Origin of the sequence: Corynebacterium sp. MSK158 (genome assembly GCF_030229085.1) — a bacterium.
Lineage (GTDB): Bacteria > Actinomycetota > Actinomycetes > Mycobacteriales > Mycobacteriaceae > Corynebacterium.
This window is the reverse complement of record NZ_JASPHJ010000011.1, coordinates 22,720-42,700: the sequence shown is the minus strand read 5'-3', so window position 1 is coordinate 42,700 and position 19,981 is coordinate 22,720. Positions and strand designations below refer to the sequence as shown.

Below are 19,981 nucleotides of genomic sequence, written 5' to 3'. Positions count from 1 at the left end.
TGGGAAGACATTCTGCGGGACCTAAATCTCAGCCGACCCCTAGTTCATGGGGTCGGCTCTCTACTTCGATAACTCAGCATCCATGGCGATTAACTTTGCTCGGCGTGCTCGTCACAGCGCTTATTGCCACCATTGCGGGCATGGCAGTGCTGTGGCCTCAGAGTCCAGCCTCCGAGCACACCTCCACCGATTTTCGGCAAACCTATGCCCTCAACCACCCACAGGTCGAGGGCACGGTCGATACGACAGACCACTCGGCTTGCCAATCGGAACTTACTGGTCAGGCCTTCGATACACCGCCACTTATTCCTGGGACTGAGGAAGTGCAGTGCGACCGTGCCCTGGTCAACATCACCTCCGGCGAGGACGAAGGACGCATGACCCAATTGGTCACCTACGGCAATGCCGGCGATCCGCAGCTTAAACCGGGCGACAACATTGTTCTTTCCAAGGCTAATGACCCTTCCGGTGCTGTGTCCTATGCTTTCGCTGATTATCAGCGCACCGGAAACCTAGCTCTGTGGGCAGTTATCGTGGCCGTCGTCATTATCGCTTTTGCGGCCTGGCATGGCGTGCGCGCCCTTATCGGCTTGACGCTCAGCCTAGGCGTGATCTTTGCGTTCCTCGTCCCCGCTCTTATCGACGCCCATAACCCCCTCTGGTCCGCCCTTGTTGCCTGTTCCGCCATCATTCTGTTCGCCGTTCCTCTCGTCCATGGACTGAATTGGAAATCGGCATCGGCGGTGGGCGGCTCCCTTATCGCTCTCATTCTTGCAGCAGCGTTAGCGTGGGCCGCTATCGATAGTTCGCAGCTACAAGGCTATAGTTCCGAGGACAACCTGAAGCTACTTCTTTATATGCCCAACGTGTCCATCGTGGGCGTGCTCTTATGCGGTTTTGTGGTCGGTGCCTTGGGCAGCCTTGCCGACGCCGCCGTGGCCCAAGCATCCACCATTACCGAACTCCACGGAGCGGACCCTGATGCTCGCCCTTCACAGCTTTTCCTCTCCGCAATGAAGGTGGGCCGCGACCATATTGCCTCAATGGTTTATACGCTAATTCTGACCTATACCGGTGCGACCTTGCCACTGCTCATGTTGATCACCGCAGCGGAGCGCCCCGCAGGCCAGATTTTAAGCAGCGATCTCGTCGCAACGGAGCTGCTGCGTTCCGGAGTAGGTGCGATGGCCTTGACCCTCGCGGTTCCCATCACTACGGCCATTGCAGCTTTCACAGTGCCACAGCGCGCACAAGCTTAGGGCCCTTATACAGAAGGCTGAGCAGCGAAATAATCACACTGCTCAGCCTTTGTGTCTCAGAAGTAGAGGACCTAGAGGGTGCGCCCCAAGGCCTCAACCTTCCAGCCCGCCTGTTGCCAGTCTGCAACAGGCAGCACATTGCGGCCATCGATAATGTGCTTATTGTCCACAAGCTGGCCTGCCTGCTGCGGATCCAATTCCTTGAACTGCTTCCACTCGGTTGCCAGAATAACTAGCTCAGCTTCGCGCAGGGCATCGTCAGAGTCCGCGGCGTAATCCAAGGTGGGGAATACCTTCTTCGCGTTGTCCATGCCTTCTGGGTCATAGACGGTTACTGCCGCGCCAGCCAGCGACAGGGAACCGGCAACGGCAAGGGCGGGCGAATCGCGCACGTCATCGGAATTCGGCTTAAACGCGCAACCCAATACGGTCACGCGGTGGCCAAGCAGGGAGCCATTGAAGGCTTCCTTGGCCAGGTCCACCACGCGGTCACGGCGGCGCATATTGATAGCATCCACCTCACGCAGGAAGGTCAGCGCCTGGTCGGCGCCAAGCTCGCCAGCGCGGGCCATGAAGGCGCGAATGTCCTTGGGCAGGCAGCCGCCACCAAAGCCGAGGCCGGCGCCAAGGAACTTGCGGCCGATGCGCTCGTCGAGCCCAATGGCGTCGGCAAGAGCGGTAACGTCCGCGCCTGCAATCTCGCAGATCTCAGAAACGGCGTTGATAAAGGAAATCTTGGTGGCCAGGAACGCATTAGCGGAGACCTTGACCAGCTCGGCGGTCTGCCAATCCGTCACGATGAATGGGGTGTCCTGCGCTAGCGGCTGAGCATAAACCTCGCGCGCTACCTCTTCGGCACGGCTTTCGCCTTCGCGCACACCGAGAACGATGCGGTCTGGGGTGATGGTGTCCTTGACGGCGTAGCCCTCACGCAGGAACTCCGGGTTCCAGGCGATTTCCACGGTGGTGCCTTCTGGGGCAAGCTCATTGGCTAGCTCTTGGAGCTCCGCCGCGGTTCCCACCGGAACGGTGGACTTACCAAAGATGATGTGATCGCCCTTGAGCTTGGGCACCAGATCCGTGATGACAGCCTTCACGTAGGTCATATCGGCCGCATAGGAACCGCGGCGTTGCGGGGTGCCTACACCCAAAAAGTGCAGGTTGCCGAACGCGGCTGCTTCTTCATAGTCCGTGCTGAAGTCGAGGCGGCCGGCCTCGATATTGCGCTCAAGCACCTCCGGCAGGCCCGGTTCAAAGAACGGAACCTTGCCCGATTTAAGAGCGGAAATTTTATTGTCATCTACGTCCACGCCTAGTACTTCATGGCCAAGCTCGGCCATGCAGGCAGCATGGGTTGCACCCAAGTATCCGGTGCCGATTACAGTCATACGCATAAAGCCCCATAGTAGAGGCTCTATGTGAATGCCGGTTTAAGCCTATCGAAAATTCAGGTAAGACTTCGATGGCGTCGGGCCGCGCTGGCCCTGGTACTTCGACCCCAGCGAGCCGGTGCCATAAGGACTTTCCGCTGGCGAAGTCATCTTGAAAATAGCCAGCTGCCCCACCTTCATGCCCGGCCACAGGGCGATAGGCAGGTTGGCGGTATTAGAAAGCTCGAGCGTGATGTGGCCGGAAAAGCCTGGGTCAATAAAACCCGCGGTGGAGTGGGTCAACAATCCCAAGCGGCCGAGGGAAGACTTGCCCTCCAAGCGACCGGCCAGGTCTGCCGGCAAGGTGAATTTTTCCAGCGTGGCGCCGAGCACGAACTCGCCTGGGTGCAGGATGAAGGACTGATCTTCTTCTACCTCCACCAAGGTGGTGAGATCCGGCATTTCCTCTTTGGGGTCAATATGCGTGTACCGCGAGTTATTGAAGACCCGGAAATACTTATCTAGGCGCACGTCTACGGACGAGGGCTGGATAAGTTCGCTGTCGAAGGGCTCGATGCCCAATTCTTCGGCGTCAATGGCGGCACGGATATCACGATCTGAAAGAAGCACGGCCCCAATTCTACTCATGCTAAAGGCCGCGGTGTATAGTAGGCCGGAGCGTACAAACGCGCAGTGCCGACGTAGTTTAATGGTAGAACTGCAGCTTCCCAAGCTGCTAGCGCGGGTTCGATTCCCGTCGTCGGCTCCATGTCATGAGTCGCGACATGTTTGACAGATGAGTCGCGACATCGTTGACAAACCGGCATTCCAGTTGCTTTTTGTTCTGGGGTGCCGGTTTCTTCGATCAGGCGGGCAGTGCCAGGGCGCATTGTTCCAAGCAGCAGTACTAAGACGCCGTAAAGAACACCTATGCGTGACGGGCGGAGCCATTTCCCCCTCGGGCTCTAGAAGGTGCCTTCAGCCCTGAATGGCCGCACCTTATTTCGACGCCACTGGATTGCCACCTTCATGGCGTACGGCTTTGACGACGGCCATATTGCGGTTAGGACTGTTCATAGTGTCAAACATGTCCCGACTCACCAGTCAAGCATCACCCGACACGGTAAGGTAGCCCTAAGCGTCAAATATGTCGCGGCTGATCTGTCAAGCATCACGACGGTTCCCTCAGGCACAGACTGTCAAATATGTCATGAACTCAGACACCGTCGTCGGCTCCAATTTTCGGGGGATAATATCGTGCTAGTCAGTGGCGCTTAGCCACTGAGCCAGCTCTTTTTGTGCCCGATCTACCCCGCCTGGATAGTGTGCTTCCAACTCTGCGGCAGCTGGTTCGAAGAACTTCTCTGTGAGCGCGGCTAGATCGCGCTCAGGCACGTTGCCGCGGATTTCATCCAGCGGGGCACGGAACGTCATTCCCAGATCAGTCCGGAGCTGATAGGCGCGCCAGTCTTCGCTGTAGATGCGAAGTTCCGCACCGCGCAGGTTGGATTCAATGACCACGTTGCCGAATATGAGCGTGGTAAGGGTTCGTTCTTCCATGGCGCCGAGTCTACTAGCCGCAGCGGACGATGGGCTGCGGGTCGTAGACCGTGGTGGTGGTCTCGCGGGAAAGCTCCTTGCCGCCTAGGTCCTTGATGATGCGGGTATCGGACGTCGTAAAGCCTGGCGCACCAGAGGAAGGCGAGCAGTCGCTGCCGGGCACGGACATAGGTTGTGGGTCGGTCTTAGCCCAGCGGCCGTTGTTCACAGACTCGACGTCGACGGTCTTGGTGCCCTTCAGGCGCACGGTGATCTTGCCGCCACCAAAGTCGGTCTCAATGCGGACCGGGGTATTGAAGGTATTGGTGAACTGCAGGTCGATGGCGCCCTCGTACACGGTGGCCTCGCGGCCGGCTGGGTAGCGGGAAATGTAGTACGAGTGCGGGGTGTGGGCGGTGTCTTCCATGCCCGCAAAATAGGCAGCGTTGTACAAGGTGGTGGCGAACTGGGAGATGCCGCCGCCCACGGCGGAGCCGGAGTGGCCATCGATAATGATGCCGGACTCAACGTAGCCTTGCGCCGTGCCGCGAGGGCCCGTGTGGCCGTTGAGGGAGAAGGTCTCGCCTGGGTTGACCACGGCGCCGTTGACCTGTTGGGCTACCAGCTCGATATTCTTGCCGGAGGCAGCGGAGTAGCCCTCAGTGGTGAACTCGCCCACGGTGTCGTTGAAGGTCGCCTTCTTGGCATCGTCGGTGGTGAACTCTGCCGGGTCCGGCTTGTAGGTAGCATCCCACTCGCGGTCATCGCCGGTCACGCGCTTGTCAAAGTCCTGCATGGTCGGCTCCCAGTCGATGATCTCGCCATCTTCGGACGGGGTGATCTGCTTGTCGTTGCCGTTGAAGGAAATCTTGGCATTTACGCCGGGGACATCGGCTCCCTCGGAGCGCTCGGCCAGCAGCTCCTGCGCGCGGTTGGTATCCACGGCGAGCTTGAGCTTACCGTCCTTCTTTTCAATGCTGGTGAACTGGGAGATTTCCGGCTTATTCAGGGTAGCGGTGACATTATTCTTGGCCTTCAATGTAATGGGATTATCCAGCGCCTTGGCGGCATCGCCGGTGCGCATGGCCTCGATAGCTTCATCATTGATGGCCGGCTCTACTTCTTCTGGGTCCACGTCTACGCCCTCGGAATCGAGCCAATTATCCGTAACCGCATTGTGCAGGGAGCCGGCATCCACGGTTTGGCCGAGCTTGGGGTCGGTGACCTTGAGCTCACCATTGTTGAGCTCCAACATGCCATCAACTGGATCGGTGGAGAGATCCTTCTTCACGCGGTCCAAGGCCGGCTGAAGTTGGACCTCGTCCACGTTGGTTTCTACCGGAATATCCCGGGTGGGGCGGAAGAAGCTATACAGGCGGGTAAAAGGATTGAGGGAAGGTTCTTCAATATTGTCTACGGCGCGCTGGTTATCCAGGGCAAGGCCCGATTCGGAGGGAACGAGTTCCGTGTGGAGGTCGCCGGAGGTAACGCTCACGGGCTCGGTTTCTACGCCCGCGAGCTCATCTTCGAGCTTCTCCACGGCGGCGGTGCGATCCATGGCGGAAATATCCACGCCGTTGACGGAAACGGCGCGCGGAATCTTGTCCTGGTTTGCTGCGACATCCCAGGCATAAGCAATGCCCGCGATCAGGACAAGGCCGACCAATGCGCCGAGCGCGATGAGCCAGCCTTTAGCACCATTTTTTCCTTCTGCCTTTTTCACGCCTTAAAGGTTAACGGTTTTAGTGGCATTTTTCCTAGTCCTGTGCAGGCTCGGGTGCAGCGCCGGCCGGGGGAGCGCTGACATGGCGAGCCGCGTCCGCAAGGCGTTCGAGTGGCAGGCGGCCGCCGTTGACGGCGCCGACGACGGCGTCGATCACCGCATTAATATCGCCTTCGGTGGACCACAAGGGCATGTCGGCTCCGGCATTGAGGGAGGTCACGACGGCGCCGGCAAGCGGGAGCGAATCTGCAATCGCCTTCATGCCGCCGATGTCATCGGTGTAGATGGGCCCGTCGTACTGCAAGGTCTCGCGGGCTAGGCCATAGGCTTCCGGCAGAATGGAAGCGGGAGTCTGACCATCGCCCAGGCCGGGCACGGCGAGGTGGCCCATCATGAGCGCGGCATTGGGTGCTTGGGGAAGAGCGGTTTTAAAAGGAATGAACTCGTGGCCTTCTAGTTCTTCCAGCGGCGGGGTAACGGCCTCGGCCAGGTGGGTATCGCCAGAAGCACGGCCGTGTCCCGGGAAATGCTTGAATACGGCCTTGACCCCAGCGGATTCCAGCCCGCGGGCAAAGGCCGCGCCATACTCGCCTGCTTGGACCGGATCGGTGGAAAAGGATCGATCTCCCACCACCTCTAGGCCATTGCCATCGACGTCAAGCACCGGTGCAAAGTCCACGTTGATGCCATGCGCCTTCAGGCTCGTGCCCATCTCGTGCGCAAGCTGCTCCACCTCTTGTGGGGAACGCTCGGCCGCCATCTGTTGCGGGGAAGGGTACTCCCCGAGGACGTCGGAAAACCGCTGCACGCGCCCGCCCTCAAAATCGATAGAGACCTCAAAGTCGCGGCCCACCTCTTGGCGCAGGGCATTAATGTCGCGACCCTCTTCCTGCAGCAGGTTTGGATCCGCCCAGCTGGGAATAAAGATTCCGCCCACACCTGCCTCCAGCTTGGCCTTAGCGTCGTCGTAGTTGGTGACCGGCGGCATCAGCACAGAGGCAGCCATGGCGCGGATGTCCTGCTGCGGGGCGGCCTCCTGCGAGGTCTCTTCGTGCGTTTCATGCGTTGCGGCAGGTGAGCTCGACGCAGCCGGAGTGGTGGAGTCCTGGCTCTCGTTGTCCTCCTGGGTGGAGGTAGAGCAGGCTCCCAAGGCCGTCACGAGGGCGAGGCTGGCAAGGATGCGCGGAGTTTTCATGCCTTCTAGTGTGCAATATTCCTCGCGTTCTGTCGCAAGCGGTGGGTAGACTAGTGACATGAGTAACGGCGAGACAATGCTAATTGCCTACGATGGCACCGAACGAGCCGGCCGCGCCCTCGAGTACGCGGCCCAGCTGCTGCGGCCCACCACGGTAGAAATCCTCACCGCCTGGGAGCCGGTAGCCCGGCAGACCGCACGCGCCGTCAGCCGCACCGGAATGCACCAGTCCACCGTTTCCCCGGACCGCGTCGAAGAGGATCCGGCCTATGAGGAGGCACTGAAGATTTGTCGCCAAGGCATCGAGCTGGCCGAAAGCCTGGGCCTAGCCGGCCGCGCCCACCTGGTGGAATCCGCCACCACCATCTCCTCCGCCATCATTGATGCCGCGCATGAGCTGGACGTGGACGTCATCGTGACCGGTACCCGCGCCCTGACCGGCTTCCGCGCGTGGTGGACCAACTCCACCGCCGACCAGATTGTGCGCAATGCCGGCCTTCCCGTCTTCATCGTGCCGCAGGAAAACGAGGATGACGCGGACGATGATGAGGCAGAATACTTCTAAATAGCTGCTAATATCTTTAGCCATGGCTCTGGAAACCGATTCTTTGAACAAGCGCACCCTTGGCCCTGCCATCGGTAGCGCTGTTGTGGGCATCGCGCTCGGCGTCATCACCATCATCGGCATAGCACAATTCTCCGGCACCGATACCGTGCCGGAAGGCAATGCGGTTTCTGCTTCCGATGCGGTTTTGGGCGGCCCTGAGTACGGATCCCGCAACTAGGTGTGCGTACCCACCGCGGGCGGCTTGCCCGCCCCTACCCGCTGGGGATTTTTGCCCTAGCGCTCATCCTTCTCGTGCAGCCGTGGGGGTTGACGGCGGCCGATACCAAGCATGATCTGGCGGCCAATCCGCTGCACTTTCTCCGCGGGGCGCTCAGTGCTTATACGGATACCTTTACCCTGGGGCAGCTACAGAATCAGGCCTATGGCTATCTCTTTCCCCAGGGACCTTTCTTCGTTTTAACCCAGCCCCTGCCCGATTGGGTGGCCCAGCGCCTCTGGTGGCTGCTGGTCTTAAGCGTCGGCTTCATCGGCTTCCATAAGCTCGCCTGCAAGGTGGGCCTGCGTGGCTGGTGGGTCTGGGTGGCAGCGATGCTCTACGCGCTCTCGCCTCGCGCGCTTTCTACCCTGACCGCCATTTCTTCTGAGACCTGGCCGGTCATGCTGGCCCCCTGGGTTATCCTGTCCTTCCTTAATGCCAAGCTCACCTGGCGCGATGCCGCCGCGGCCACCATCCCCGTAGCGCTGATGGGCGCGGTCAATGCCACCGCGACCATCGCGGCGTGTATCCCGGCCGCTGTAGTCCTGCTCTACCGCCGCGCCTTCACGCCCGGCGCGGCCTGGCTCTTAGGATGCCTCGCGGTATCGGCTTGGTGGATCGGCCCGCTCGTCGTGCTTGGCCGCTATGCCCCGCCGTTTACGGAATTCATCGAGTCCGCCCGCGTGACCACGCGCTGGCTTAACTTGCCCGAGATTCTGCGCGGCACCACGAGCTGGACGCCGTTTGTCGATACCGAGCGCGTTGCCGGCTATGAGCTAGCCACCGAGTCCTTCTTTGTGCTGGTCACCATGGGAATCGCAGCCGTGGGCATGTACGGGCTCACCAAGCTGCCGCGCGTGTGGTCCGTCATGCTGGTGGTGGGCATCGCTGTGCTGGGCTGCCAGGTGGCGTGGTACCTCGATGCGCTCGATGGACCGCTGGCCGCGCTGCGCAACCTGCATAAATTCGATCCGCTGGTGCGCATCCCGCTGCTGTTAGGCGTGGCTCGCGCCTGCGCCCATCTTCCACTACCGAGGAGTTTGCGCCCCACCAAGAGGCAGACGGTGGGTGCACTGACGCTGCTGTTGTGCATCGCGGTGGTCTCCCCGGCATGGTCACAGCGCTTGCTGCCGCTGGGTGCCTATAAAGAGGTGCCCTCCTACTGGCACGAGGCCACGGACTTTATCAATACCCATGCCGCCGATACCCGCACCCTTATCTACCCAGAGGCGTCCTTTGCCCGGCAGACCTGGGGGTGGACGCGCGACGAGCCGGCCCAGCCGCTGCTCGATGTCCCTTGGGCCGTGCGCGATGCCATTCCGCTCGTGCCCCCAGAGGCCATCCGCGGGCTCGACGGCGTCATGGCCGCACTCAAGGAAGATCCGGCTACCGGCGTGCGCTCCCTTCAGCGCCTGGGCCTCGGCGCGGTCATGGTGCGCCACGATCTCTTCACCGGCGAGGACGAGGCGCTGGCCAGCAAGTTTGGCGGCGAAGTCCATCGCTTCGGCGAAGTCGATGTCATCCTGCTCAACCACGCCGGCATGTCCTTAGGACCTACAGATCCAGTGCGCGTGGCCGGCGGTGGGGAAGCCCTGGCGCTTCTCGACGCCCACTCCACCCCCACCACCCGACAGCTCGTCGATCGCGACGCCGATATCGTCACCGATACCCCGACGCTCACAGACCGCAACTACGGCACCCTCGATGGCCCCATCTCCGCACCCCTGGCGGCAGACGATCCCAGCCACGTGAATAACCGCCTGCGCGACTATCCCTCCGCTGGGCCGCTTACCCAGGTGGAAACCCACGGTGGTTCGGTGGCGGTCTCCTCCTCGGCCGCCGATGCCACGGCATTCGGCGGGGCACAGCCGGAAAAGTCCGCCACGGCCGCGGTGGATGGGGAAAACTCCACCGCTTGGTGGCCCGCGCCGGGCGATGATGCCGGGTGGATTGAACTGCGCGGCGAATTCACCCAGCCGCGCCTCAAGCTCATGGCCACCAGCGCCACCACGGTGACCGTGCGCTCTGGCAGCGCGGCCGTAGACGTGGACTTGCAGCCCTTCCGCTCGCAGGAAGTCCGCGTTCCCGGCGGCGATACCGAGTCCATCCGCGTGGAGCTATCCCACCGCACCGGCATCGCGGAGTTAGGGGTGGAAGGCCAGCCGGTCGAGCGCGTGGTGACCGTCCCGGATACCTCCCCTGACGTGCACCAATTCTTTTTCCAGCGCATGCTGCAGGATACCGGCGTGCTCATCCGCGATTTCACAGCGCCGCGCCCCATGCGCGTGACGGTGGATTCCACCAAGCCCGTGCTTATCGACGCCCACCGCTACTCCCCCGGCGATTCCCTCACCCTTACTCCTGGCACGCACCGCGTGCGCACCACGGGGCCGTGGGTAAGCCTGCGCGAGGAGGGCTGGCAACCAGCAGGCTCTTCCGAGCCCACCGGGTACTCGATTGCAGCCACTGATGAGGATCGTCTCTTGGTCACCGGTCGCGCCTTCAATAAGGGCTTGCGCGGCTACCTAGGCGAGGAAGAGCTCACCCCGCGCGAGATCGATGCGGCCACCCAAGCTTTTGTCATTCCGGCCGGCCGCTCCGGTGACTTCCGCATGACCTTTAGCGCCCAACCGGTTTACCGCGCCACCCTCCTCTTCGGCGGTGCGCTGGGGTTACTTGCCCTCGGCCTGTGCATCCTGGCGGCCGCGCGGCGCCCGTCCCAGCCCACTTGGCGCGCGCCGCGCGGCGGCGCTGTCTCGGCCGTGGTCGCGCTCGGCGCGCTGGCCCTCACCGGCTGGCCGGCCGCGGTCGCGGCCATTGCCGCTTGGTTAGTGCTGCGCTGGACCACCATCCCACGCGCCTACCTCGCGCCCGGTGTCGTGGCGGCGGCCGGGGCGATCCTCGCCCGCGCGCCGTGGACATCAGGATCCTATGCGGGCGATTCGCTCCTGCTTAGCTGCTTGTGTGCCGCGGGCGTGGCCTGTCTTTTCGCCTCCGACCGAGGAGAAGATCCCGGCCGGGACGCTCGATGAGCGTATAGCTCGCGGCCGAGACCACCACGGTGGCCACCACCGTTACGGCCAGCATCACCCAAAAGTCCAGGGGCTTCCCGCTAAACAGCGGCACCCCGGTAAGCGGAAACGCCAGTCCCAGAATGGCCACATGCCACAAGAAGATGGAATAGGACCACGCGCCCAGTGCCTGCATGAGCGGGCTGGTCAGCCAGGACTTATCCCGTGGGGCGAGCGCTACCGGGATCACTACGACGGCGGCAAAGGCCGCTCCCGCAATGATCCGGCGGGAAAATTCACCTGGCTCTGGATGCACCAGCCCCTGCGGCCCGAACCACTCACGGCTGGCAAGCCACAGCACCACCGCTGCCACGAGCCACCATGCCCAGCGCGGCCGCAACACGCGCTGCACGCGCCGGCTAACACCAGCTTCTTCGCACTCCGCGGCCAACATTCCCACGGCAAACCACGAAGCATATGCCGGCGGCCAAATCTGCGAATTGACCTGATCCTTGGCGTAATCGGCCACAAAGGGAACAAAACCCCAGGACCAGCTAACAACGGCGCCCAGCGCGATGGCTGCTACCCGCCAGCGCCGCGGCAGCGTTCCAAGAAGCCACACCAACACAGGCAGGGCAAGGTAGAAGAAGAACTCCACACATAGCGACCACAGGTGGGTAAGCCCCGGCGCTAACCCGTCCACCACATAAATCTGGGTGGACGTGAGGTTACTCAGCAGTTGAGTGAGGGTGAGCGAGTGGGCGTCGGGAAGCAGAAGCATCACCGCCACCACGCAGGCATAATAAGCCGGTAACAGGCGCGCCACGCGCGAGCGCCCGTAGCCGGATAAGGTGTGCAAGCCGCGGCGGCGCCACAGCAGGAAGGCACTAAGCGCAAAGAAAACGGCGACAAAAAAGTCGAAGCGCCCCGCAAAGCCCCACCCGGTTCCGGTCTGAAAAGACACGTGGGTGACAATGATTCCAAGGGAGGCGACCGCGCGTAGACCGTCCAGCTCCGGCAGATGCTGGGGTACGCTTTTCACAGATGCCTGCGGCTGCACGCTTGCTCCTAACCCCGGATCGACCTGAAACTGATTGGACATACTACTGCAATGAAACGCTACCTTTGGCCACGCTCGCCACTGGCGTGGGTTGTCATTGCCGCCGTCATTTTCTTGGTGCTGGGTACCGTGGTGCCGCCTCTGTATAACAACCAAACCCGGCCGCTGGCCTTCGACCAAAACATCAACACCGTCACCGCGCCGTCGGCTGGCGTGTGGATGGATGCGCCCGAGTTTATCGCCGGGGCCAAAGCCACCGGCGATAGCAAAGACCCGCAGTGCCAGGAAAAACAGGCACCCATGTGGTGCTACCTGCACCACGACCTGCTTACTATCGAGCGCAATACCACCACCTCTGAGGTGGCAGAAGATGATGCGCTCGCTAACTCCGATTCGCTCTCTCGCCTGCTCGCCGGCAATACTCCCCTTGCCCGAATCACGGAGCATTCCGTGTTGAACCGCGAGTCCACCTACCCAGTTGCTGCGCCAAAGGATAAATGGAAGTTTGTGCTACCGGCGCTGGATACCGGCATGGCCCGCACCGACTTCGAGCGCGATGGAATCAACTACTTCTTTCCCTCCGGTACCGAGCAGCGCTCCTATCCGTTTTTCGATCTAGCGACGCAATCCTCCACGGCGGTGGACTTCACCACGACGGAAAAGCTCGACGGTATCCCTACCTATTCTTTCCACCACGATATCCAGCCCATTTCCTTGGCTGATATGCGCAAAAGCATTACCGCCGAGGTCGATACCGGCACCGGCGATAAGCAGCTAGCGGCCGAGGATTTCCGCATCTCCGGGCCAGCGAAGCGGTTCTACGACGCCGAGTCACGCGAGCTCCTCGGCTTGGATGCCACTGACCGAGTCACGGTCGAGCCCTTCTACACCATCGGCCGCGATATCTCCGTCGAGCCGACCACCGGCACCATGGTGGACCTGCGCGAGAACATCAAAATCTTCTTCGCCGCGGACGAAAAGCAGGCCGGCACCATGGTGGCGAATGACGATACAGAAGACCGCTCCATCCTTGCCGCTGATCTGCGCTGGTCCGATGAGACCCGCGCGGAGCGCCTTAATGAGGTGCGCCCGGTCATTCGCACCATTCGCGCCTTGATGGTGGTCGGATGGGCCGGCAAGGCCATCGGCGTTGGTCTATTGCTCTGTGCCGCCTATATGTACATGCGCCGCCACCGTGAAGGCTAGGCGTCTTTTACTCCTTATCTGGGGCACCCTCCTCGTGGCCGCGGTGTGCTGGCCCTTTGCCTTGCCCGGCGAGTTCTTGTGGCGCGATATGGCGTTGCTTGACCATCCGGCCCTTTCCCCTTCTGCCTTTGGTGGCGGCAGTCTGCCCGCCCGCAACGCACCGCAAGACGGTTTCCTCGCTCTCGTGGGCGGCGCGTGGGCGGCACGGGTGCTCATTTTTGCCGCCGCCGCGTCCTCCGCGCTCACCGCGGCGCGCTGGGCGCGCTCTACGGTCGCCGCGGTGAGCGCGATGGCAGTGGCGGTGGCCAATCCCTTCGTCATCGAGCGTCTCCTGCAGGGCCAGTGGTCGCTTGCGGTCGCTGCGTGGCTGCTGCCGGTCATCGCGTGGGCCGGAAAGCAACGCAGCTGGGTGGCGTGGCTGGCCATGTGGGGAGCATCGCTTACCCCTACGGGTGGTCTCTTTGCCGTGGTGACCGCGGCGGTGACCTGCCGCAAGCGGGTAGCCCTCGGCGGCGTGGTCTTGTGTTTGCCGTGGGCCATTCCGGGCATGTTCAATCCCGCCGCACCCGGCGATACCGCAGCGGCGGTGGCCGCGTTTGGCCCGCGGGCAGAAGACTACGTCGGCACCGCGGGCGCGCTGCTGCGACTCGGCGGCATATGGAATGCGGAAGCGGCCATCGGGTTCGCTGTGTGCGGTGTCATCGTGGCAGTCATCGCCTTGCTCGGGGCGTGGCGGGTTCCCGCGCGGTTAAGCGTCCTCGCGGCGATAGGGCTCGGCGGGACGATGTTCTTCTGGCTGGTTCCCGGCGCTCTGGTGTGGTCCATCGATCACGTACCGGGGGCGGCGCTGCTGCGCGATAGCGGGAAACTGACCATGTTGGCGTTGCCGCTCTATGTGGCCTCGCTGGGGGCGCTGCCGAATCTGCCAGCGGCACTGGCCACCGTGGCTGCGACCGTGCAGCTGCTGCCCGTTCCGGGACGCCTCGCAGTGCTCGCACCGCGGGATACGGGGATAGATGAGCAGTTGGTGCGCGCGATTGACGGCCGCGTGGCCTTCTTCCCAGAACGCGCCAACCTCGTGGAGGTTCCCGGCGGCGTGGCCGTCGACCCCTACTCCAAGGCGGTGGCCATGGTGGAATCGGGGGAATTAAGCGTAGACGGGACCGTGGTGGACCAAGCCTCCCCGCCGTACCGGGCGGCACTGCGCGCGTGGGAAGAGCACGATATGGACCGGTTGGCCGAGATCGGCGTTGGCGTAGTCGTGATGGACGGTGCCATAGCCGCGGAAACGAACGCGCCGCGGCCGCAGGTTCCGTGGGCGCTTACCGCTTTGTGGATGGCGTGTCCGCTACTAGCCCTTGCAGCAATTCCGCGAACTGCTCGCCGGTCTTCTCCCACGAGAAGCTAGCGGCAAAATCCCGCGCGTTGGAGCCGAGGGTGCGGCGAAGTGGGGCGTCGGCAAGCAGCTGCTTGGTGGCCGCCACGAAGTCCTCTTCGCGCTCTACCAGGATGCCGGTCTTGCCGTTAATAACGCTGTCACGCAGGCCGAACGTATACCCAACGGCGGGGACTCCATGTTGGGCCGCCTCCATTACTGCCAGTCCCCATCCCTCTTTGCGCGAGGGCATGAGCAAGGCATCGGCGCGGGCGAGCAGGGCGTGCTTATAGTCCTCGGTCACCTGGCCGCGGAAGCGCACGCGATCGCTTACCCCATGCTCCTCGGCATAGGCGCGCAGGTTAGCCTCCCACCAGCCGGAGCCGATGACGTCCAGGACCGCGCCCGGGGTCTGCGCCACCGTATCCATGGCATGCTCGATCTGCTTATGTGGCACTAGGCGCGAGAGCGTGACTAGATGCACCTCGGCCTCTCGTTCCAAGGAAGGAACGTGATCCGGAACCGGGTCCAGGCCATTGGCGATGATGTGCGCGCCCTTAATACCCAGCGCCTCCAAATCCTCGCGGGAGGCCTCAGACACGGTGACATAGGGAGCGCCGCGATACACGCGCGGAGCTACCCGGGACTCAAGGAACCAACCGAGCCGGCCGAGGAGAGGGCCCGCCACCGGCCATTGTTCGCGGTGGCAATGGTGAGTAAGCAGCACCGTCGGCGCGCCAGACACCAGACGAGCAAAGAAGGGGATGCCGTTTTGGGTATCGATTACCGCATCCACTCCGCGCAGATCGCCCAGCCCTAGGCGGCCGGCCAGCATCGCCGCCCAAGCACGCGGATATACGCCGAATTTCGCGCCACCGCGGCTATAGCGCACGCCGTCGCGCACCTCGCGGTGGGCGGCATTCATGTGCTTGGAGGTGCGAAAGACCACCTCGTGGCCCTGGGCTGCCAGGTACTCGCCCACGCGCTCCAAGTAGCGCTCCGAGCCACCGCCTTGCGGGTGGGTGGAATCGCGCCAGCATAGTAAAAGAATCTTCATCGTGAGGTATTAGCCTAGTGGGTTATGAGACATACCCGTGAGATGGCCACGCTGCGCCGCTCCTTTCGGCTACTGCGTTCCTTCCGCTTTGAGCAGACGCACCCGGAGATTTTCTACGGCGGGCTCGCGGAGGATACGGCCGCGCTGGTGGATAGCCTCGGCCGCGACCTGGGCGTGCAGCTTGCTGGGGCACTGGCGCTCGATGTGGGCGGTGGCCCGGGCTATTTTGCGGATGCCTTTGCCCGGCGCGGCGCCCGCTACGTGGGATTGGAGCCGGATGCCGGCGAGATGTCTGCGGCCGGTATCCACTTGAGCAATTCCGTGCGCGGCGATGGCACCAATCTGCCCTTTGCCGATAATTCCTTTGACGTGGTCTATTCCTCCAACGTGGCCGAGCACATCCCCAATCCCTGGGATATGGGCGAGGAGATGCTGCGTGTGACCCACCCCGGTGGCCTCACCATCCTAAGCTACACGGTGTGGCTCGGCCCCTTTGGCGGCCACGAGACCGGCCTGTGGGAGCACTACATTGGCGGTGACTTTGCCCGCGATCGCTATACCCGCCGCCACGGCCATCCACCCAAGAACGTCTTTGGCACCTCGCTTTTCGACGTCCCCTGCTCCGCCGGCCTTGCCTGGGCCCAGCGCACCGGAGCGCTCAAACTCGCCTTCCCCCGCTATCATCCCAGCTGGGCCTGGTGGCTCACCCGCGTACCAGGGGTGCGGGAGTTTGCGGTGTCTAACCTGACGTTGGTGTTACAAAAGTAGCCCCCAGCAACGCTGACGTCGCTGGGGGTTGGCTGAGCCTAGTGCTTAGGAGGCGTTTTCTACGCGCTCCTTCAGGGCGTGGAACTGGTCCCACACCTCGGACGGCACGCGGGAGCCCAGGAAGTTGAGGTAGCTGGCGTTATCCTGCATATCGCCTTCCCAGTCCTTCGGGTTGACGGCAAGAGCGGCGCGAACGTCCTCGATATCGAAGTCGATGCCCTGGAGGTCGATATCCTCGGCGCGAGCGGTGTGGCCCACGACGGTTTCCTCGGCCTCAACGTTGCCCTCAATGCGGTCAATGATCCACTTGAGCACGCGGGAGTTCTCGCCGAAGCCCGGCCACAGGAAGCGGCCGTCGTCGCCACGGCGGAACCAGTTAACTAGGAAGATAGACGGCATGCGGTCGCCACCCTTTTCACCCATATCGATCCAGTGCTGCAAGTAGTCACCAGCGTTGTAGCCAATGAACGGCAGCATAGCCATCGGGTCGTGGCGCAGGGTGCCAACGCTGCCCTCTGCTGCAGCGGTCTGGCCGGAAGCCAACAGGGCACCAATCATGGTGCCGTGGTTCCAGTCAAAGGCCTGGGTTACCAGTGGAACGGTGGTCTTGCGGCGGCCACCGAAGAGGATGGCGTCGATCTTCACGCCCTGCCAGTCGTCGTACTCCGGAGCGGCGCTCGGGCACTGGGAAATCGGGACGCAGTAACGAGAATTCGGGTGCGCTGCCTTTGTAGAAGATTCCGGAGTCCAGTCTTCGCCGGTCCAGTCGATGAGGTGCTCTGGTGCCTCCTTGGACATTGCCTCCCACCAGACATCGCCGTCGTCGGTAAGCGCAACGTTGGTGAAGATGGTGTTGCCTGGCTCCATGGTCTGCATGGCAATCGGGTTGGAACCGTAGTTGGTGCCAGGGGCCACACCGAAGAAACCGTTTTCCGGGTTAACTGCGTAAAGTCCGTCCTCGCGCAGGTGCAGCCAGGCAATATCGTCACCGACGACCTCAGCCTTCCAGCCCGGAATGGTCGGGGTAATCATGGCCAAGTTGGTCTTGCCGCACGCCGAGGGGAAGGCGGCTGCAACGTGGTACTTCTTACCTTCTGGATTGGTGAGCTTCAGGATGAGCATGTGCTCAGCCATCCAGCCTTCTTCCTTGGCCATGACAGAAGCGATGCGCAGCGCGTAGCACTTCTTCGCCAGGATGGCGTTGCCGCCGTATCCGGAACCGTAGGACCAGATTTCCTTGGTTTCAGGGAACTGGGTGATGTACTTGGTGTCATTGCACGGCCACGCAACATCTTCCTGGCCTGGCTCTAGCGGGGCACCCACGGAGTGCAGGGCGTGGACGAAATCGCCGTCGACACCAATCTTGTCCAAGGCTTCCGCACCCATGCGGGTCATGATGCGCATGGAGAGCACCACATAGGCGGAGTCAGTCAACTGCACGCCCAACTTCGGTTCCGGATCGCTAATCGGACCCATGCAGAAGGGAACCACGTACATGGTGCGGCCCTTCATGGAGCCACGGAATGCCTCCGTCATTTCTTCCTTCATCGCAGCTGGCGGTGCCCAGTTATTGGTGGGGCCAGCGCCGTCTTCATTCTCAGTACAGATGAAGGTGCGGGATTCCACACGGGCAACGTCGGAAGGATTGGAGCGAGCCAGGTAGGAATTAGGGCGCTTTTCCTCATTCAGCTTGATAAGCGTGCCCTTTTCCACCAGCTCTGCAGCCAAACGGTCAGCCTCGTCCTGGGAGCCGTCTACAAAGACCACCTGGTCCGGCTGGAAAAGCTCAACGTTCTCGCTGATCCAGCCGATAAGCTTTTCGTTTTTAGTCGGCAGCTCTCCGACGAGCCCTGGGATAGTGGCGGTCATTAGTAATTCTCCTGAGGGTGGGTGTGAAAATTGGGGAAATAAATCCCCAACTGTGCCTTCCACCTCAAGATTAACGTGCTTGTCCGAATAATTTGCGCAGATTTTGTCACACCGGTTATATCCACCGCGTTTACCAGAACTTCACCAAGCGCAACCACAGATACTGTGTTAAAAATCGCCTTTTCTCATCCCCCTGTCTGGGGGTCTATTACCCTCCCCAGCGGCAATCAAAACGATCATCTTCCACCCCCAACCGGGCCCACTGGTTATACCCGGATTGACCTCGCCACACGTGACCCACGGCGCGGCGTATTGCTTGACAGGGCTAAGCAGGGAAAAATAGGCCGCAATGAATAACACAGATAACTCTCAAAACACCCGCGCTGGAGAAATGCCTCCAGGTCGCCCACCACAGACCGACTTCAATGCCGTATTCAACAACGAGCTCGACTACCCACGCCTAGGCAACGTCACCTTCCGCCGCGGCACGCTGACCGAAAATCAGCATGAGCTTTTTGAAAAGCGCTGGCCAGAACTAGGCCGCACACTGGAGGACGAGGTCATTGACCTCGACGCCTGGTTTGGCCGCAGCGGCGCCAAGACCATCGTGGAAATCGGATCCGGCACGGGTACCTCTACCGCCGCCATGGCGCCGAAAGAAGCCGATACCAATATCATCGCCGTCGAACTCTACAAGCCGGGCTTGGCCAAGCTACTGGGCCAGATCGAGCGCGAGGGCATCGACAATATCCGCATGATTCGCGGCGATGGCATCGAGGTCATGGTGCGCATGTTTGCCCCGGAGTCTCTTGATGGCATCCGCGTCTTCTTCCCGGATCCCTGGCCAAAGGCCCGCCACCACAAGCGCCGAATCATCCAGTCGGGCACACTCAATCTTTTTGCTTCCCGCCTGAAGAAGGGCGGCGTACTGCACGTTGCTACCGACCATGCCGGATACGCCGAGTGGATCGATGAGCTTGTGGACGTAGAGCCGAGCCTGGATTACAAGGGCTGGCCGTGGCCAGAGTGCCCGCAGTTGGTGGACCGTCAGGTCATCACCAAGTTTGAGGGCAAGGGCCTAGATAAAGAACACGTCATCACGGAGTATCTCTGGGAGAAGAAATAAATGAGCACCTACCTACTTGTCTGGGATGCGCCCAATATGGACATGGGCTTAGGCTCCCTGCTCGGTGGCCGCCCCACCGCTGCACACCGCCCGCGCTTCGACGCCATCGGCCGCTGGCTGGTACACCTTGCCCAGGACGTTGATGCGGAGCCGCGCGCCGATGTCTTTACTAATGTCACCCCGGGCGGCGCCGATGTCATCCGCCCATGGGTTGAAGCCATCCGCAACGTAGGCTTCGGCGTTTTTGCCAAGCCCAAGATCCACGAAGATGATGACGTGGATCCGGATATGCTTGACCACATCGAAAGCCTCCGTGATGATCTAGCCGGCGTGATTGTTGCCTCCGCCGATGGCCAGAATTTCCAGGAACCTTTGGAAGAGCTCATCGCGGCAGGCCTTCCGGTGACGGTCCTCGGTTTCCATGAGCATGCCGCGTGGGCCGTAGGCCACGCAGATATCAATTTTGTGGACCTGGAAGATATCGAGGGTGTATTCCGCGAGCCGCTACCGCGCGTGAACCTGGATAACCTGCCCGAGGGTGGTGCATGGCTGCAGCCATTCCGTCCCCTGGCTGCGCTGCTTAATAACCGCTAGGAGGC

Annotated in this window: 17 protein-coding genes and 1 tRNA gene; 10 read left to right on the top strand and 8 right to left on the bottom strand. The window is 61.8% G+C overall.

All coding sequences use genetic code 11. The features are described 5' to 3' along the window. Nucleotides 1-95: 95 nt before the first annotated feature. Nucleotides 96-1,259 (top strand): YibE/F family protein, encoded by a 1,164-nt coding sequence (locus tag QP915_RS09220; protein ID WP_284769133.1) that lies wholly within the window; start codon nucleotides 96-98, stop codon nucleotides 1,257-1,259. Between the two features lie 71 nt (nucleotides 1,260-1,330). Here QP915_RS09220 and QP915_RS09215 read toward each other — a convergent pair whose 3' ends face one another. After that, a complete protein-coding gene (locus QP915_RS09215; protein ID WP_284769132.1) occupies nucleotides 1,331-2,653 on the bottom strand; it encodes a UDP-glucose dehydrogenase family protein in 1,323 nt (440 codons plus the stop codon). A 42-nt stretch (nucleotides 2,654-2,695) separates the two neighbouring features. Beyond that, entirely contained in the window at nucleotides 2,696-3,259 is a 564-nt protein-coding gene (dcd, locus tag QP915_RS09210; protein ID WP_005329405.1) for a dCTP deaminase, read from the bottom strand. A gap of 65 nt (nucleotides 3,260-3,324) precedes the next feature. Here dcd and QP915_RS09205 point away from each other — a divergent pair. After that, nucleotides 3,325-3,398 (top strand) — tRNA-Gly (locus QP915_RS09205). 491 nt (nucleotides 3,399-3,889) lie between these two features. Here the strand turns inward: QP915_RS09205 and QP915_RS09200 are convergent. From QP915_RS09200 to QP915_RS09190, 3 genes are read right to left on the bottom strand one after another with little or no spacing between them, the layout of a single operon-like run. Continuing rightward, nucleotides 3,890-4,189, bottom strand: coding sequence for a hypothetical protein (locus tag QP915_RS09200; RefSeq protein WP_284769131.1), 300 nt, complete (start codon nucleotides 4,187-4,189; stop codon nucleotides 3,890-3,892). A gap of 13 nt (nucleotides 4,190-4,202) precedes the next feature. Beyond that, nucleotides 4,203-5,891 (bottom strand): VanW family protein, encoded by a 1,689-nt coding sequence (locus QP915_RS09195; protein ID WP_284769130.1) that lies wholly within the window; start codon nucleotides 5,889-5,891, stop codon nucleotides 4,203-4,205. 34 nt (nucleotides 5,892-5,925) lie between these two features. Beyond that, entirely contained in the window at nucleotides 5,926-7,086 is a 1,161-nt protein-coding gene (locus QP915_RS09190; protein ID WP_284769129.1) for a glycoside hydrolase family 3 N-terminal domain-containing protein, read from the bottom strand. Between the two features lie 58 nt (nucleotides 7,087-7,144). Here QP915_RS09190 and QP915_RS09185 point away from each other — a divergent pair, with 58 nt between their 5' ends. The 3 genes from QP915_RS09185 to QP915_RS09175 are packed head-to-tail and all read left to right on the top strand — an operon-like array spanning nucleotide 7,145 to nucleotide 10,942. Beyond that, nucleotides 7,145-7,651 carry a universal stress protein gene (locus tag QP915_RS09185; protein WP_284769128.1) on the top strand — a complete coding sequence of 169 codons (507 nt, stop codon included), beginning with the start codon at nucleotides 7,145-7,147 and terminating at the stop codon, nucleotides 7,649-7,651. Between the two features lie 22 nt (nucleotides 7,652-7,673). Further along, nucleotides 7,674-7,871 (top strand): DUF2613 domain-containing protein, encoded by a 198-nt coding sequence (locus tag QP915_RS09180; protein WP_005325448.1) that lies wholly within the window; start codon nucleotides 7,674-7,676, stop codon nucleotides 7,869-7,871. Nucleotides 7,872-7,873: 2 nt separating this feature from the next. Next, the gene (locus QP915_RS09175) at nucleotides 7,874-10,942 is read left to right on the top strand and encodes an alpha-(1->3)-arabinofuranosyltransferase domain-containing protein (protein WP_284769127.1); all 3,069 of its coding nucleotides are present in this window, start codon (nucleotides 7,874-7,876) and stop codon (nucleotides 10,940-10,942) included. Here the strand turns inward: QP915_RS09175 and QP915_RS09170 are convergent. Beyond that, nucleotides 10,863-12,023: an acyltransferase family protein gene (locus QP915_RS09170; protein ID WP_284844651.1), complete on the bottom strand. Its 1,161-nt coding sequence runs from the start codon at nucleotides 12,021-12,023 to the stop codon at nucleotides 10,863-10,865. The genes QP915_RS09175 and QP915_RS09170 overlap by 80 nt on opposite strands. 9 nt (nucleotides 12,024-12,032) lie before the next feature. Between QP915_RS09170 and QP915_RS09165 the strand changes: the two genes are divergently transcribed. Continuing rightward, complete coding sequence (locus QP915_RS09165) at nucleotides 12,033-13,187, top strand: PorA family protein (RefSeq protein WP_150850587.1); 1,155 nt, start codon at nucleotides 12,033-12,035, stop codon at nucleotides 13,185-13,187. Further along, nucleotides 13,177-14,595, top strand: a complete 1,419-nt coding sequence (locus QP915_RS09160; RefSeq protein ID WP_284769125.1) for an MmpA family trehalose lipid delivery protein — start codon at nucleotides 13,177-13,179, stop codon at nucleotides 14,593-14,595. Before QP915_RS09165 ends, QP915_RS09160 begins: the two co-directional genes overlap by 11 nt. Here QP915_RS09160 and QP915_RS09155 read toward each other — a convergent pair. Beyond that, nucleotides 14,510-15,619, bottom strand: a complete 1,110-nt coding sequence (locus tag QP915_RS09155; protein WP_284769124.1) for a glycosyltransferase family 4 protein — start codon at nucleotides 15,617-15,619, stop codon at nucleotides 14,510-14,512. The two genes, QP915_RS09160 and QP915_RS09155, sit on opposite strands and share 86 nt — an antisense overlap. A 24-nt stretch (nucleotides 15,620-15,643) precedes the next feature. Between QP915_RS09155 and QP915_RS09150 the strand changes: the two genes are divergently transcribed. After that, nucleotides 15,644-16,387: a class I SAM-dependent methyltransferase gene (locus QP915_RS09150; RefSeq protein ID WP_284769123.1), complete on the top strand. Its 744-nt coding sequence runs from the start codon at nucleotides 15,644-15,646 to the stop codon at nucleotides 16,385-16,387. A gap of 45 nt (nucleotides 16,388-16,432) precedes the next feature. Here the strand turns inward: QP915_RS09150 and QP915_RS09145 are convergent, their stop codons facing one another. Beyond that, nucleotides 16,433-18,256: a phosphoenolpyruvate carboxykinase (GTP) gene (locus QP915_RS09145; RefSeq protein WP_284769122.1), complete on the bottom strand. Its 1,824-nt coding sequence runs from the start codon at nucleotides 18,254-18,256 to the stop codon at nucleotides 16,433-16,435. Nucleotides 18,257-18,605: 349 nt separating this feature from the next. Between QP915_RS09145 and trmB the strand changes: the two genes are divergently transcribed. After that, nucleotides 18,606-19,382 (top strand): tRNA (guanosine(46)-N7)-methyltransferase TrmB, encoded by a 777-nt coding sequence (trmB, locus tag QP915_RS09140; RefSeq protein WP_284769121.1) that lies wholly within the window; start codon nucleotides 18,606-18,608, stop codon nucleotides 19,380-19,382. Then, complete coding sequence (locus QP915_RS09135) at nucleotides 19,383-19,976, top strand: NYN domain-containing protein (protein ID WP_284769120.1); 594 nt, start codon at nucleotides 19,383-19,385, stop codon at nucleotides 19,974-19,976. Nucleotides 19,977-19,981: the final 5 nt, after the last annotated feature.